The organism is Heliomarina baculiformis, assembly GCF_019966545.1.
GTDB classification, from domain to species: domain Bacteria; phylum Pseudomonadota; class Alphaproteobacteria; order Rhodobacterales; family Rhodobacteraceae; genus Heliomarina; species Heliomarina baculiformis.
The window spans coordinates 125776-142200 of the sequence record NZ_JAIMIC010000003.1 but is presented as its reverse complement, the minus strand read 5'-3'; the positions used below and the strand labels follow the sequence as shown (position 1 = coordinate 142200).

General features: G+C 56.9%; 11 protein-coding genes and 1 pseudogene. 5 read left to right on the top strand and 7 right to left on the bottom strand.

Annotation, left to right across the window (positions count from 1 at the left end):
- Positions 1-323: 323 nt before the first annotated feature.
- From MF268_RS07785 to MF268_RS07775, 4 genes and pseudogenes are all read left to right on the top strand, one after another.
- Positions 324-1751: a hypothetical protein gene (locus MF268_RS07785; RefSeq protein WP_238370337.1), complete on the top strand. Its 1428-nt coding sequence runs from the start codon at positions 324-326 to the stop codon at positions 1749-1751.
- Between the two features lie 148 nt (positions 1752-1899).
- Positions 1900-2094 (top strand): annotated as a pseudogene (locus MF268_RS25455) (FAD-dependent oxidoreductase); the annotation flags it as partial.
- 63 nt (positions 2095-2157) lie between these two features.
- The gene (locus tag MF268_RS07780; protein ID WP_238370336.1) at positions 2158-3516 is read left to right on the top strand and encodes a GMC family oxidoreductase; all 1359 of its coding nucleotides are present in this window, start codon (positions 2158-2160) and stop codon (positions 3514-3516) included.
- A 2-nt stretch (positions 3517-3518) separates the two neighbouring features.
- Positions 3519-4784: an O-antigen ligase family protein gene (locus MF268_RS07775; protein ID WP_238370335.1), complete on the top strand. Its 1266-nt coding sequence runs from the start codon at positions 3519-3521 to the stop codon at positions 4782-4784.
- Between the two features lie 110 nt (positions 4785-4894).
- Here MF268_RS07775 and MF268_RS07770 read toward each other — a convergent pair whose 3' ends face one another.
- The 5 genes from MF268_RS07770 to purU all read right to left on the bottom strand — a co-directional run bounded on the left by MF268_RS07770 (position 4895) and on the right by purU (position 14031).
- The gene (locus MF268_RS07770) at positions 4895-8752 is read right to left on the bottom strand and encodes a LamG-like jellyroll fold domain-containing protein (protein WP_238370334.1); all 3858 of its coding nucleotides are present in this window, start codon (positions 8750-8752) and stop codon (positions 4895-4897) included.
- 610 nt (positions 8753-9362) lie between these two features.
- Positions 9363-10628 (bottom strand): glycosyltransferase family 4 protein, encoded by a 1266-nt coding sequence (locus MF268_RS07765; RefSeq protein ID WP_238370333.1) that lies wholly within the window; start codon positions 10626-10628, stop codon positions 9363-9365.
- A gap of 4 nt (positions 10629-10632) precedes the next feature.
- Complete coding sequence (locus tag MF268_RS07760) at positions 10633-11625, bottom strand: glycosyltransferase family 2 protein (protein WP_238370332.1); 993 nt, start codon at positions 11623-11625, stop codon at positions 10633-10635.
- Positions 11626-11640: 15 nt separating this feature from the next.
- Positions 11641-12489 carry a sulfotransferase family 2 domain-containing protein gene (locus MF268_RS07755; RefSeq protein ID WP_238370331.1) on the bottom strand — a complete coding sequence of 283 codons (849 nt, stop codon included), beginning with the start codon at positions 12487-12489 and terminating at the stop codon, positions 11641-11643.
- A 657-nt stretch (positions 12490-13146) separates the two neighbouring features.
- The gene (gene purU, locus MF268_RS07750; RefSeq protein ID WP_238370330.1) at positions 13147-14031 is read right to left on the bottom strand and encodes a formyltetrahydrofolate deformylase; all 885 of its coding nucleotides are present in this window, start codon (positions 14029-14031) and stop codon (positions 13147-13149) included.
- 11 nt (positions 14032-14042) lie between these two features.
- Between purU and MF268_RS07745 the strand changes: the two genes are divergently transcribed.
- Complete coding sequence (locus tag MF268_RS07745) at positions 14043-14231, top strand: hypothetical protein (protein WP_238370329.1); 189 nt, start codon at positions 14043-14045, stop codon at positions 14229-14231.
- A 92-nt stretch (positions 14232-14323) separates the two neighbouring features.
- On the opposite strand, the gene MF268_RS07740 is transcribed toward MF268_RS07745, so the two are convergent.
- A complete protein-coding gene (locus MF268_RS07740; protein WP_238370328.1) occupies positions 14324-14968 on the bottom strand; it encodes a helix-turn-helix domain-containing protein in 645 nt (214 codons plus the stop codon).
- A gap of 114 nt (positions 14969-15082) precedes the next feature.
- On the bottom strand, positions 15083-16402 hold the full coding sequence (gene glnT / locus MF268_RS07735; protein ID WP_238370327.1) for a type III glutamate--ammonia ligase: 1320 nt from the start codon (positions 16400-16402) through the stop codon (positions 15083-15085).
- Positions 16403-16425 lie beyond the last annotated feature (23 nt).

Genomic DNA, 16425 nt, shown 5'->3' with positions numbered 1-16425 from the left:
GAATGACACCTTTAATTCACTCAGAAGGCTTGCGCCTTGCAGGTCACCGACAGTACGCTTCCCATATTTAAAGCCGTGATCATTCAAGGACCATCCATTTTATGTCCCGATTCCGTTTAACTATTTTTCCCGTATCAATAATTCTGACCGCAGTTATGTCAGTCATTGCTTGGTTTCTTTCCGGGCAGCCGCCCCTTGTCGGAATCGATGATGCTGCAATAACGCGATCCTATTCCGAAAACATCGCGAACGGTTATGGGTTCGTTTATAATATAGGCGGTGAAAGAGTCGAAGGAGCGACCTCGTTTCTTTGGACCCTGATCGTGAGTCTCGCCTATCTCCTGCCCTTCAAGGTCGAATTCACGATTATCGCGATAAACTACGTCGTAACGGTTTTCGGAGTCACTTTCTCGCTCTGGACCGCCGCGAGCATTGCGCGACATTTTTCCATTTCCCGCAAAGGCTTAACGGGACTACTTATCGCCATCTACATATCCATGCCGGGCTATTTCATGTGGTCGGTCGTATCTATGATGGAAATAGCGATCTGGTCCGCCGCCATCTCCTTTCTTGTATGGCGGATCGTACGGCATCTCGACGCGACGCCCCCTGCCCGATGGCTCGACGGCGGGCTTTTATTCGGGGCCATGGTGCTTCCACTGATCCGTCCAGAGGGTGTTGCGATTGCGGTAGGCTTGCTTGCCCTCACGTTGATCATTGCGCCGGGGCGCTCCCTACCGCCTCTGATCGCAACTTGCGCGGCGCTGGCTTCGCTCGCGGCGCTTGTTCTGTTCCGGCTCAGCTACTTTGGGTATCCGTTTCCGAACACCTATTACGCCAAAGTGTCCTCGGACCGGGTTCAGGATATCGTCGATGGTCTCAAGTACCTGGTTCGGTTTCTCAACCAGCAACCCTTCGCGGATTTTTTCGTGCTCTGCTGGGCCGGCCTTGCCGTGCTTGCCATTGCCAATCTCATCCGGAAAAGAAGAACCAACACCGCTGGCCTTTTGGTTGTTGCCGCAACGGTCTTTGGAATGCTGTCGATTTATGCTGTTCTTGGCGGGGACCACTTCGCACAATGGCGTTTCTACCAACCCTTGCTTCCGCTCTTTGCAATCGGACCGGCTCTGCTGGTTCTACTGGGTTTCGATCTGATCCGTCCCTACCTGGCCAGTTCCTTAGCAACCTTTGCCGCTCTCTCCGCCTCGTTTCTTATGCTGCTTGGATGCAGCTGGCTCCCCTTCTATCAGGCCCGCTTCGAAGTTCAGATAGAATACATTCTGACATATCGCGGCGAAGAATTCGGAGATTACCTGAACACGGTAACGCCTCTTCCGCGTCTGGGCGTCGTTGCCGCAGGCGGCATCGCCCTAAGCTACAAAGGTTGGCTTCTCGACCTGATGGGCCTGAACTGGACAAGGATGGCCCATGCAAACCCCGTCAAAGTTGGCTACAGGAACCACGCGAGTTTCGACAAGGGCGTCTTCTGGGATGAGACGCCGGACCTGATCGCGAACTTTACCAGTGGGATCTGCCAGAAAACGGACTGGATCGAACCGAACGCGGCAGAGGGCCCTCTCAAAGGTTTGATAGCGGATAGTGACTTCCAAAAAAGCTTTTCGCCAGTCCGGCTATGGGCAAATGACGAAACCTGTTGGAATGGCTTTGCAAACCGGGATTGGCTTGCCATACTCAACGACAGCCGTATCGAACGTGTCCCTTGGTCCGCGCTGGTATTGCACTCCTATTAAAGACGACTCCACCTACCAAATCGATTAAGTCATTTTTCTACGCCAACCGCATAATTCCATTCTAAGAATTTGTCCGACCGGTATCTGAATATTTAGTTTCAACGCATTGACGCGAGCTTTTTAGACTATTGTAGAAGGTGAATTTTTGATGCCCTTCGTAAGCTGCGATACAGCTTCGCAAAAGCACTATGAAGTTTGCGTCGTCGGAGCCGGTCCCGCAGGGCTGGCAGTCGCATTCTCGCTGAACAAGAGCGGCATTTCAGTGCTTGTATTGGAAGCTGGCACGGAGAACCCCGCCAGTTGCAGCTTTGACGCGACGGGCCCTTTCGGCCAGACACATGCGCCCCTTAAGGAAGTTTCGGCCAATGCACTCGGTGGAACGTCTTGGAAATGGGGCGGCCGCATCATGCCGATCGCCTCGGCGGATTTCAAGGATTACGAATGGCCGCTAGACTACGAGGAATACACGGATTTCCTTGAAGAAGCGGCATGTTTCCTCAAAGGGCCGAAAGACCATGCAACAGTAGAATCCTATTTCAAAGATGTCCCTGCAGACCTTGATGCCGTCGAGAAAATGACTGCGTTCACATCGGTATCGCAGGCCTATCAGGACGAGCTCGAGGACGAAACCGGCCCGGATATCGCCCTGTCTATCGAGGTGACCGGGCTTGAAATATGGAACGACGACCAATCCGGTAAGCCGCGATGTGTCGGGGTAAAAGCGCGCGTGGTTGGAGAAGACAAACCGATTACGATTCAGGCGCAAACCATCGTTCTGGCAGCGGGCGGCATTTCCACCACGAGGTTAATGCTGGCAGCGCAAGCACGAGCCCCGGAGCATTTTGGTCATCTAAGTGAACTTGGCGCATATTATTCCGGCCATCTGACAGGCAGCATCGCGTCCATCGAATTTCCTCGGACATGCGACATTGGTGAGTTCGGCTGGAGCGTCCGACCGGACGGATCTTTCCGCCGCAGGGTTTTTCATTATTCCCGGGCGAGGAATTGTGGGGCGGGCATGATTTTTTGGGCAAAGAACAAGCCGCTGGGGGACGCATCGCACGGATCGGCAATTCTCTCTGCCAAGCATATCGTTTCGAAACTGCGCACTTACAGAAATAAGACCGACGATCCAGATGCCCCGCGCATCCTGAACAAGCGCAAGGCGACCCCGGTGCCAAGCCATGTGATGAACATCCTGCTCGACGGCCCTTCGGCGATTGGCGTAACGAACAAGATGCTGAAAGCACGCCGCTCAACCAGCCGCCCGCGTATGGACTACCTAGTACCGAACCGTACCAACACCTACCGGCTCTGCTATCACTCCGAACATGCGCTGATCCGGAGCAACAGGATATCGCTTTCGGAGTCCGTTCGGCCCGACAGACTTCCCGCGATCCACATCGATTTCGATTTTTCCGATGCCGACATCGAATCCGTACTCGAAGGCCATCGCCAACTGGCACATGATCTCAAGGCTGCAAATATCGCAAAAATCGCGTACACTATCGAGCAAAGCAAAATAGCTCAGGAAATCCGCCGCAGCGCCATGGATGGCTACCACCAGATCGGGACAACACGCATGGGCAGATGCGCCTCGGACAGTGTCGTTGATCCCAACTGCCGTGTTCATGGCCTGCAGGACCTCTATATCGCAAGCTCGAGCATATTCCGCAGTTCTGCTGCCGTGCCTCCGACGTTGTCGATAGTCGCCTTTGCCCTGAGGCTCGCAAATCATCTGAAAACTGCGCGCGGAAAAGGTTGATCATGGCCTACGCGAGCGCAGCAACACTAAGCCACCCTATCAGTCGCCCCCCACAAACGCTCAGACGCGCAAACGCCATTCAGAACCTGCTGATCGTGCTTTGGTTTCTGGTGACCTTCACCACATTTCCGCGTGATGAACTTCTGCTCTATCCGCTCGCCGGGTACTTCTTTCTGTCCTTTCTGCTTGATCGGCAGGTCACCTTTCCCTTGATGGCCAAGTGCTGGCCCCTGCTCTTGTTTCCTCTCTGGCAGATCGTCACCGTTCCATTCGTGGAAGTCCCGGCCGAGGCGCTACGCAGCGCGATCTTGCTGCTCTTGACGGTCACGCTGGCCGTCCTCCTCGCGGCGAGGTTCACGCCGCGCCAGATCGTGCTCGCCGTTCTGGCCGCGTCAGGCCTATGCGCCATCCTCAGCCTCTTCATCACGTCCTATCATGATGGCGCAATGACAGGGATATTCGCGCATAAAAACATGCTGGGCGCGAAAATGCTTTTGCTGGTCAGCGCATCGGTCTGCACGATGCTCGACAGGCACATCCGACGGGGATTAAGGATCTTCGCGGCCGCTCTATTGGGATTGGCTTTCTTGCTTATCCTTGCAAGTCATTCGGCAACCGCTCTTGTCCTCGCGCTTGGAATCTTCTGCGTCACGATTGGCGCGAATTTTGTGGCCGGCCAAGGCACGCGCACGCCCCCGGATCGTATTGCCTTTGTCTTTCTACTTGCCGGGGTGCTGGGTGCTGCGGCACCGGTGATCCTGAGCAGTTTGCCCGGCTCGCCCTTCGCCCTATTGCTGGAGAGCCTCGGAAAGAGCAGCACCCTGACAGGTCGAACGCAGCTGTGGAGCTATGCCGAGGACGTCATTCGGCAGCGCCCCTACATCGGCGTTGGCGAACGGGGCTTCTGGCGCTATTCCGACAACGATCTGGTGCGCGAGATTTTTGCTGAATTTCACAAGAACCCGAACCAGATTTTTTCGTTTCACAATTCCTTCTATGAAATCGCGGTGCACCAAGGGCTGATCGGGTTGGCGATCGCCCTCCCCGTGGCACTCTGGTCGATCGTCCGGATCATTACGCTGGTCTTCAGGCACGGTGGAATGCCCTTTATCTTTTTCCTGACCGTGGTTGTGGTCGAGACCATTCGCGCAATGGTCGAAAGCGAAATGATGAAACCGCTGCTGCTCGCCAACATCCTGATCTGGATCGGCGCGATCTACGCTTCGAAATACCCGGGCCGCCACAGGCGAAGACGCGGCGCGCGATGAACTTTTTAGCATTTCATCAAATCGAAAGACCGCGACAGGGCAACCCGTCGCGGTCTTTCGTTTTGCCATCCCCTTCCTAAGAACGGGAAGGGAGCGAGTCGCTACACGCCTTAGAAAAGATCGAAAGTCCCGGTGTCTGCGAACATCCAGTCGACATCCTCGCCGACATGGCGGACTTCTGAATCCTTCGACTGTTCTTCCTGAACAAAGATGTCAGCAACGCCATTGCCCAGGCTGTTCAGGCGCATCGTCGAGGTGTCGTTGCCATTGGTCGACGCCATGGTGGCAAAGAACGCCTCGGCATCAAGCTCGGTGTCACCGTAGACGGAGGTGACCTTGCTACCGATACCGCTCGTCGAACCGGCGATCAGACCAGACGCGGCATCCCCGCCTTCCTGGATTGCGATGTACGAAAGCTGTTCAGGCGACCAGTTGGTCGACACGGCTTCCTCGGACTGCAGGGCAATATCGTAAGTCCCGTTGCCCTTGTCGTCCATCCGGGCCACGATGGGCGTGCCGGAATTCTGTGTCAGTACCTGCGAGAACACCGACACATCATTGCCCATGCCGCCGAGGTTGAGGCTCGTTTGCCCCTGAAGATCCGTATCCATGGTGCCTGCGGTGATCTGACGCCCATCGCCAAGCGTGTAGGTACCTTCGCTCATCGCCATCCACGCGATGGTTTCCTCACCGTGAGTACCATCCTGATAAGCCCATTCCTCGATCTGAAATTCAAAGCCCTCCGAGGTCACGTTGCGAACCGCTGCGAAGGCCGGCTTTTCAAACCCGAATGAGACAGGCCCCATGACCACGCTCGCGTTTTCGATCTGCGAACTGAACGAGACATGCATCCAGCCGTCTGCCGTCGTTTGCGCCGTTGTGACCGAACCGACTTCAAGGAATGGGCCAGTTTCTTCGACGGGCTCTCCGACGAACACGATACTGTCGCTGACCGACGTGGTGTCGTTACCCATGCTCTGACCATCATCAAAACTGAACGCCGTTGACAGGCCATCAAGCTCGCTCGCGTCCATGCTGTGATACATGTTGCTGGTGATTTCGGCCGGGCTGCGCGCCTCATCCCACATCCGCACCTCGTCCAGCGCGCCCATCAAGCCACGGGACATGGTAAGGCCGTCACCAAGCGTGTCGATAGAGATTGAATCGTTCCACGGGCCGCTCGACTGGCCGGACAACTTGCCGTCCACGTAGATTTTGACATCGCCCGCTTCGCGCACCACGGCGTAATGGGCCCAAACACCATCGACCGTCGGAACACTGGCCGAGGCGATTTCAATCGAACCGGACATCACCGACAGGGTGCCGTTATGGAAGCTGATGTCGAAGTTCGGCCCACCTACGATTGCATCCGCTGCGTTGATGTTCTTGCCTTCGGCCAGCTTGACCCAGGATTCGATGGTGAAGTCGCCGTCGAGTTTGACCGGGCCCACATCCACGCCCTTGCTGTCGAAGAACAGCGAAGAGCCGTATTCCGAGCCGCTCGGAGGCGTTACCGGAGGATCGACAGGTTCAGACCCGCCATTGCCCTCTTCGGGGTCGGTGCCGCCCTCTCCGGGGTCCTCACCGCCGGTGTCGGGGTCTTCGCCGCCGGTGTCAGGAACTTCACCGCCGGTGTCAGGAATCTCGCCCCCCGTGTCGGGGTCTTCTCCGCCGGTATCGGGATCTTCGCCGCCCATGTCTGAGTCTTCACCGCCCATATCCGGGTCGGTTCCACCGCCATGGTGACCACCGCCCATGCCGCCGCTACCGGAACTGAGCGATGAATCAATGATGTTCAGATCGCCGTCGGGCATCACGAATTCGGAGATTTCGTACTGCGACAGGAACTCGTTCGTGTACCCGACTAGGTCGATGTCGATCCGGAAAGCAAAATGCTCGCCGGTTACCCGGTCGGTGATCCAGATCGCAATCGGCATCACCCAGCCGCCGTCAACCTGCAGCGCACCGTGAATGGCCAGCAGATCCTCCGGTGTCGGGTGCCCCATCATGTTGTCGTCGGTGGTGATGCCCTCGCGTTCATGCGCGTCCTTGTCACCCCACTTATTCGACCCGAGACGCAACTGACCCGCGCTGTCCGTGATCGTCCCAGTAATGGTCACTTCGTGATCACGGGGGCCCATCGTCAGGTCCGAGCTTGAGTCGATTTCAAGCTTCACCCGGCTGACCGGATTGATATCGCTGTGCGACCACAGGCGTTCTTCGCCATAAAAGGTCGACTCTACCTTGTCGCCGACATTGGTGAACGTATTGCCAACATAGACGCCTTCGTTGTTCAGACCGACATCCGAGATCGCGACACGGAAGTTCTCGAAATGGGTGTCGATGATCGAAGTGGATTCGTGCTTGGTCGGCATTCGGATCGCACGGCCCGCGCCTGCCGCCGCGCCGATGAACAGGCCATCCTTGATGACGTATTCACCGGTATAGCTGAAGATGTCGAAAACACGGTCAACTTCCCAAGCCGTGAGACCGTCGATGTTGCTCCGTAAATCCGTCGTGATCGAGATTTCCTGCCGGTGTCCGGTATCGATGACCGTGCCGACGGCAATTGCCGTGTTGTCGTTGAAATCAATGATCGCGGGTTCTTCGTTATTAAGAACCCCCTTGAGCGGCGCCGGGTCATAGGCAAGCGCATCGCGGTCAGGGTTGTCGACACTTGTCTCCGCGCCCCGGAAGGTCCAGCCAAAGTTCGAGTTCGCCGCGATATTGTCCTGCTGCGTGATCTGGCGGGCCTGGTTTTCATAGGCGACCCCGGCGTGGCCGAAATCGGCTTTCAGCTCGTCCCGCTGGATCGAGAACTTGTTCCCGTCGCCATAGACACCGGTGACAAAGTTACCGATCCACTGACCGGTCTCGTTCCCGTCCTCAGACACGATACCCGCGCCCTGGATGTCGTAAACAAAATTGAAATCGACCGCTGCGGCGCTCGAGTGCTGAACGATGCCCCAGCCCGGCGAGCCATGGACAGAGTTACCATAGAGTACGGCCATGTCGGCACCGGCTTCGGTTCCTGTCTCATGCAGGTGCAGCGAATAGCGCGAGGCGACGTTACCGTTTTCGTCCAGGGGAAGAGACTTGTCCGTACGGCCAAGTTCATCAAATTCCGCGTAACGGACCTCGACATCCGGGGTGTGCATCATCATGACGTGGCCGCGCACGCCTTCGGGGTTTTCCGAGGTCAGCACGACATTGCGGCTCGAGTTGCCGACGTAGACAGAAAGATCGTGCCCGTCCGGCGTGGTGTGATCGTAAGTCAGCGCCTTGTCGAAGGTCAGCTTGAGACCGGCCGAGGTCTGCTCGACCGCGACGACCTTGCGCTCTTCGTCCTGGAACTTGCCCAGCGTCGTGCCCATCACCACGACATCGTCGCCAACAGCCCAGCCGTTGCCATCCGCAACCACGATGGATTTGGCGCCTGCCTGCGCTTCGCCAATCATTGCAGAATAAGGTGCCTTTTCAGCGCCGACGATTTCCACGTGCCCTTCGGCAATAAGCCCGTGGCTCAATTGTCCCGGGTCGATGTTAAGATCGATCGGCCCGTCCGCGAATACGATCTTGGTCGTGACATTGGCATCGACCGGGTTTTCGTTGGTGCCAATTGTCAGGCGGGAATTCACACCCGTCAGCAGGGTCTCGACGCGCATATGCGTATCAATCGACGTCGCGAAATCTAGAGCACCGTCAACACGCACCATCTCGAGCCGCGCATTGGAGGTGGAATTGTATTTTACCTCGATCCCTTCCGGGACATAAACCTTGGCATCGTCTCCGGGGACCCTGCCGTTTTTCCATGTCGACGGATCTGTCCAGCTGCCCGACGAAACCGCTACATGTGTGGCCTCTGCCGGATCGAATAGGAATAGCGTCATGCTCTCGCCATGACCCATATGCGATGTCATGCTCGCGTCCATAGCACCGCCGGAATCCATAGTCTCATCCGTGTTCATCTATCTCTCTTTCTCTGTCCCGATGACGTACCCAATTGGCCGTAGGTCATTTGCCTCGACTCGCGCTGAAACTGGGTTCGACTGATGAATAAGTTACTAATGCTACCGTTAACCATCTTTGTGCCTATTAGTGAAACAGGGCAAAAAATGGGCAAATTTCGGATCAAAAGTAGCTGCAATTCTGGCAATTAATGGTCTATTAATTTTCTATTTGAAAGTGGCGACTCAACGCCGATCAAACAAAAATAATCTTGCCAAATTTTCCATTAATTTACATACAATTACACACATCGATTTGAAATTTTTCGAATTGAAAAATTCACGTCAACGGATTTTCGCTCAAGCCTGGATCGGCAATTTTTCGACATGTAAAAAATCACAGCGGAATTAGATGCTGTCTTACGAGCAACAATCCGCTTGATTGCCTAAACTTTAAAAACTGACCCTTCGTAATCGGCGGAAATTTGACTCAAATTGAATCCAAATTCGCAAGCTTCTGCTGAGAATTCGTTAGGTGCCCTCGCGGCAATCTGCGGGACTCAGCCATCATCAGGCGTGAATTGCCGAATCAACTCGTTTTGAGGGAGGCTCAAGCTTGGGAAACCAAGATTTATCTGTCGCTAACTAGCGTCAGCGCCGGGCCTAGCGACTCGATCAGCGGCTCGTTCGACAGACGTGCACGTACCGCCGAGGCGCCTTGCGACAGCCTTCTGCGAAGGTCTTCGTCGTCGAGCAGTTCCAGGATTGCCGCCGCGCACCCCTGAAGATCCTCGGGCTCAAGCAGTAATCCATCCAGCGCGCCGCCAAAGGACGCCAACGCGCCTGACGTGGCAACCACTGGCATCCTGAGCGCAAGGTAGTCGACGATCTTAATCGGTATGCCACTGCCGAGATCCATGGGCGCCAGACCGATGGCATTCTCTCCACCAATTTCTGACAGATCATCGACTGGCCCGACCAACACCAGACCTTCGCGTTCCGCCTCTTCGGGATCAACGAGCGAGGCGACCGTACCGACGATGTGCATTCTGGCTTCCGGTTTCTGTGCCCGCACCAGCGGCCAGACTTTCCGCCGCAGGAAATCGAGCGCCGCGATATTGCCCTGGTGAAGCGATCCCATGAATACCGCGTGTGGCTCTCCGCCGCCGCTCACGTCGAAGTCCCGGACATTCACGGTGGGGCGCATCCATACGTGCTCGACCTGCGGAAACACGGCCTTCATCGCGGTATATTCACTGCAACTCGCGTGGATCAGAAGATCGGCCGCGCGACAGCGGTTAACCTCTTCTTCCATCGTAATCACGTGATGATCGGGCTGACCCCCGCTCGACAGGAAACTTTCAGCTCTCAGGGAAAACAGGTCGTGCAGGAACACGACGCGAAAGGCATCTCCTGCGCCGGACAATAGCGGGCCGAGACTGCTGTATTCCGCGGTCACGATAGTTGCCCGCAACGGCGCAAGCAGATCCATGAGCTCTTGCGCTTCGTCCTCGCTCAGTTCTTTCCCCAACAGGCTCGGCACCCTTTCACTCGCATCCGAAGACAACCGGCGGCGCATCTCAAAAAGGGCGCGACGCAGAAACCTTCCCCATACCTTGGGCGAAGTCGAAACAAACAGATCGCCAAACCGCGCGGCTTGCGGCCAGACGATATCGTCCACGACGTCTGCGAAATCGCGGTGGACCCGCGCCCATGCAAGGTTTCCGAAAGAGCGCCTTGGGGCAAATACCAGCCTTGTCGACAGGCCGGCATCGCGACAAAGCTTCAGATAGCCATAGATATATTGGCTGCTGCCGGATTGCATCGTATCCAGACGGCGCGCCACGATGAGCACGCCACGGCCTTCTCTTGCCAGGTTCTGAATGGTGCCATCCATCGCTTTACAGCCATCGCGGCAAGCGTTTGGTAACTGCCTCTCGTGCGTGACTGAAAATCCGGGGCGTGGCGCGCGGGTTTCGCATCAATTCGCTGAACACCGTGGCCGCATTTGCCGCCTTGATCGCGCCAAAAACCCGCTCGCTTGTCATCAGGCTTTCGAGATTGCGGCGCCGCTCACGCATGAATGCAAGGACTTCGCTTTCGCCCATGGCATTCAACCGGACCTCCGCTGCCCGGTCCGCGACCAGAAGCGCGCGCAAATGATCGTCCTGCGCGCGGCGCGATACCGACCCCATGCGCCGCGTATAGTAATAGCCGGGTGTCGCCGAAAACCACACCCTTGCGCCCGAGATCATGGCGGCAAGGACAAGGTGGAAATCCTCGCCGTTTCTCAGGCTCTCATCATACCGCAGGGAATGCGCTTCGATGAAGTCGCGCTTTATAACCGGCTTGGCATAGCCAAAGCTGACTTCTCCATGAGCGACCCGGTTCAACCCGATCCAGTCCGCGAGGGTCATTGCACCGGGGCCCCAGATATCGCTTAGGCTGCGCTCATCCAGCGGCACGCCGTTTTCATCCTGCGCGATGAAATCATCCAGTATGATATCGACGGCCTGCTTTTCCGCCTCGTCACAAAGCATGGCCAGCCTGTCCGGCGCATACCGGTCATCTGAATCCAGTACGGCGACCCATTGCCCTTTGGACACGTTCAAAGCGGTATTACGCGCCGCCCCGGGGCCGCCATTTTCCGCGCATCTAATGGCAGTCACCCGCGGGTCGCGTTCGGCAAGCTTCTTGGCCACGTCGAATGTATCGTCCGTAGATTGATCGTCCGCGATCAGGACGTCGACCTCGACACCTTCTTGCGACAATGCACTGTCGACCGAGTGTTTGAGCCACGCAGAGGCATTATAAGCTGCAATGACAACCGAAACGGTCGGGAGGCCGGGTTTATCACCGCTTTTCTGCCCGACGCTGTTCCATTTATCAGCCACCGCGCGTGCCCATTCCTACTGTACCGATTGCGTTTCAAAACGGGCGATAAACTCGAAATCCATCTGGTACCGATCCTTCAGAACTTCACTAAGATTCTCACCCAGCAAGCTGGCATCATCCGGTAAGACATGCCTTTGCGCATAATGCTCGCGCAACGCCTCTACCGGCATGACGTCAGCCCCCTCCATTTCCACGCGCTCGACATCAGAGGTACGGTTCACCGGTCTGCGGAAATACTTGTCGGCCATCGACTGACCGACTACCCCGATCATCCGGTTGTAGATCTTTTCCACCGGCATAACATCGGTATAGACCGCCCGTCTCAGATGATAGCGCTGCGGTAGCGCATGCCGGTCCAGCGCCGCCCACGGCTGATGCAGGTAATCCATTACAAAACTGCGGAAACTCGCATCGAGAGGCGCAGTCCCGGTCACTCGTTCGTAATTGGCGAAGAGATCGTCGGCACCGCTGCACAGGATGAACTTGTTTCGGAATAGCGAAAGCATCCGTTTGACCGGATCGCGATAAACCAGGACCACATGATCGCATGTCGCGAAATCACTGTCCTCCATCAAATGGTTCATACGGATGAAATCGATCGGGCGCTTCTGGCTTGCCGGGTCATAGCCATGTGGCGACTGTTCAAGAAACATCTTCTTGAAGCTCGAACAGCCGTTTTTCCGGATGTAGCAATACCCGATTTTCTTGCGGTTCACGTCGAGGCAGAAATGATTACGCCCGAGCCCCATGAACTTGTCGAGACCGTTCTGCAGGCGGGAGAGGCCATTGCGGTTCAGCGAGGTGCGCGTATCGAGGACGCGGTTTGCGTCAAGACTGGCCGGGTCTGCGGTAATGTCGATCATTACTTGCCTCACAATTGAAGCCCCTCAACTGACCTTATCCGTTCTCTTATCGTCAGAATTGCGACATGCAGCATATACAGGCCCCATGTGTTCCCAAAATTCGAAGAAACCGGGCCTGTCTGTCTATTTATTATGCAATCTAACATGTTTTAGCGCATCTGAGAACGAATCTTCCCGCTGAGTCCGGCGCACTATGTCGTCATCCTGGGGCCAGTAAATGAGAGTGGGGCCTGTCTGTTCTGAGCCACATCTCGGTAATTTATTGAAGTCAGCGAAATGCTATTCGGTAAATGTGTTCAGGAAGTCAAAAGTCGTCAGAAATTCTATTGGTACAAAGTAAGTGTTTTCTTTGTTAATAAAACTTGCCCGTAAAATCAATTCATTTGTCGCTGAAAGAATTGTTGGAGATGACCGCAGCTTAGCGGCAGAACATCCGTATCTGATCAGGCAAGAGAACTTTCCCAGATAGGGCCTTAACCTTCTTCGCCCAGCATAGGGGCGCACCTCAGGTCGTCTTAGCGATACAACTCATCCCCTGCGCGAAACTTGAAATGGGAAAATGAGTGCGGCGCCAGATGACTGGCGCCGGAAACCATTCGGGAGGGCATGCCCCAACGACCACAGATAACTAACTGTGATCGCTGTCAAACGTCGTGATCAGCCCATCCGTTCGGACGCGTAGGAACCGGGGCTTGCCGGGAAGACAATCGTCTTTGTGCCGTTCAGGAAGACGCGATGGTGGATATGGGCGTGGATCGCCCGCGCCAGCACCTGGCTTTCCACATCGCGCCCAAGGCTGACGTAATCATCGGCAGACTGGGCGTGCGTGACGCGCACGGTATCCTGTTCGATGATCGGGCCTTCGTCGAGGTCCGCCGTAACATAATGCGAGGTTGCGCCGATAAGCTTAACGCCGCGCTCGAAAGCCTGCTTGTAGGGGTTCGCGCCCTTGAAGCTGGGCAGGAAGGAGTGGTGGATGTTGATGATCCGCCCTGACATCTTCTGGCACAGGGAATCTGACAGGATCTGCATGTAACGGGCAAGCACCACGAGATCGGCGTCGGTGTCTTCGACCACGCCCAGCAGGCGTGCTTCGGCCTCGGCCTTGTTCTCCTTGGTCACCTTGATGTGGTGGAAAGGGATGTCGTGGTTCACCACGACCTTCTGGTAATCGAGATGGTTCGAAATCACCGCGACGATCTCGACCGGCAGCGCGCCGATGCGCCAGCGGTAGAGAAGATCGTTCAGACAGTGGCCGAAACGCGAGACCATCAGCACGACCTTCATCTTCTTGGCCGGGTCGTGGAAATCCCAGGTCATTCCGAATGTTTCGGCGATCGGGCCGAACCCTTCGCGCAGCGCGTCGATTGTGGTGCCGGTTTCGCTGTCAAAGCTGATGCGCGAAAAGAAATGCCCGGTCTCGGTGTCATCGAACTGATGCAGGTCGCGGATATTGCATCCCTTCTCCGCAAGATAGGTCGAGATCTCGGCAACGATGCCGCGTCGGGTGGGGCAGTGGACGGTCAGGATGTAGTCGTTCATTCTGGTATTCCTTGGATCCGGCCCTGACGGGCTTTGCGGGAGGGTTCAAACCGATGGCTGGCGCATGTGTTGGCGCGAAGAAAGGCATCGGTCAAGGAAAAGAAAACGCCGTAAAACACCCGTTTAGCGCTTATTTTACACGCTTCGGCAAAAGCGTCACCCTATCGCGCGAGAACGACGCGAAAGCCAAGCAGGCTTGACCGAAAAAGCATCGCCGCGAGGCTCATCGGGCGGGCTTTGGGGCGATTTTGGGAGGGGTTTTCAGTCCGCCAAGTGACTCGCGCTGCGGCGGTCATTGCGGATAGCATATGACCGAGAGATAGCGGATGGGAAATTCCAGCAGCATTTCCGGCCCGTGCGGCGCGTCCGCGTCGAAGAGCAGCGTGTCGCCCGGCTCAAGCCGGTAGAGCTGATCGCCGTGCCGGTAGTCGAGCTGGCCTTCGAGCATGTAGATGAATTCGATGCCCTCGTGCTGGAACACCGGAAAGACGTCGCTCTTGCTGGTGAGGGTCAGCAGGTAGGGTTCGACGACCACGCCAGAATCTGTCGCGCCGATATGCCCCAGCAGGTTGTACTGGTGGCCCGCCCGGCTGCCCTGTCGTTCGATCTCGACCCCCTGCCCGGCTTTGACATGCATCGCGCCACGCGGCTGGTCGTAGCCAGAGAACAGGTTCACGATCGGCACGCCCAGCGCGTGGGAAAACGCCTGAAGCGTATTCAGCGAGGGCGAGATCAGCCCGTTTTCGATCTTGGAAAGCGCACCGACGGAAATACCGGTTTTGGCGGCAAGATCCGTGCCGGTCATGCGCTGGCGTTTTCGCAATTCGCGGATCTGGCGGCCGATGGCCAGTTCGAGGTTCTTCTCGCGCGTCTCTCCGACCGCATGAGGGTCCTGACGCAGTGGTTTCGAACCCTGCCTGTCGTCCACTTCGCTCATTTTTCCGCGCCACGCCGGCAGTCGCGAGAGGTCGAAAAACAGGGGATGATATCGGTGCACAAGCTGTACACCCCCTGTACGCCCCCCGCGTACACCGGCGGTGCAACCTTGGGGTCAGATATCAAGGGTATTGTCCCTCTCCCAGCTCGAGAAGTGCGAGACATAGGAATGCCATTCCTGATGTTTCATCTTGATGAAAGAGGCCGAGAACTCTGCTCCGAGCATTTCCTTCAGGCCCGCGTCCGCATCGAATGCGCGGATCGCATCCAGCAGGTTCAGCGGCAGTTTCGGCGCGTCGGTCACGGTGTGGCCCTCGGCATACATGTCGATGTCGTGCCGCATGCCGGGATCGGCCTTGGTCCGGACGCCGGACAGACCGGCCGCGATGATGACCGCTTGCAGCAGGTAGGGGTTGGTCGCCCCGTCGGGCAGGCGCAGCTCGAACCGGCCCGGACCGGGGACGCGCACCATGTGGGTCCGGTTGTTGCCGGTCCAGGTCACGCTGTTGGGCGCCCATGTCGCCCCGGAGGTGGTGCGCGGCGCATTGATGCGCTTGTAGCTGTTCACCGTCGGGTTGGTGATCGCGGCCATAGCGGTTGCGTGTTTCATGATCCCGCCAAGGAATTGTGCGCCCTGTTCGGAGAGGCCAAGCTCTCCGGTCGAGCCGCTTCCCTTTTCGGTGGCAAAGACGTTCTTTTTGCCCTTGGCATCCCAGACCGAGATATGGGCGTGGCAGCCATTGCCGGTCAGCCCTTCGATGGGTTTGGGCATGAAGGTGGCGCGCAGCCCGTGTTTCTCGGCCACGGATTTCACCATGAACTTGAAAAAGGAGTGCCGGTCCGCCGTTACCAGCGCGTCGGCAAACTCCCAGTTCATCTCGAACTGGCCGTTCGCGTCCTCATGGTCGTTCTGGTACGGGCCCCAGCCGAGATCGAGCATGTAGTCGCAGATTTCCGAGATCACGTCATAGCGCCGCATCACCGCCTGCTGGTCATAGCAGGGCTTTTCCGCCGTATCGGCGGGATCGGAAATTTCGGTGCCCTCGGGCGTCAGCAGAAAAAACTCCGCCTCGATGCCGGTCTTGACATGCAGTCCCTCGGAGGCGGCCTCGGCCACCAGTCTGCGCAGCACGTTACGCGGGGCCTGCGCGACCTCTTCGCCCTCCATCATGCAATTCGCCGCGACCCATGCGACCTCGGGCTTCCACGGCAGCTGGATCACGGTTTCGGGATCGGGCACCGCCAGCATGTCGGGATAGGCCGGGGTCATGTCGAGCCATGTGGCAAAACCCGCAAACCCCGCGCCTTCGCTCTGCATCTCCTTGATGGCCTGCGCCGGGACCAGCTTGGCCCGCTGCCCCCCGAACAGGTCGGTATAGGAGATCATGAAATACTTGACGCCCTTGTCCTTGGCGAATTTGGCGAGATCCTTCATTTGCGGTCCTTTTCCCTGTTGGT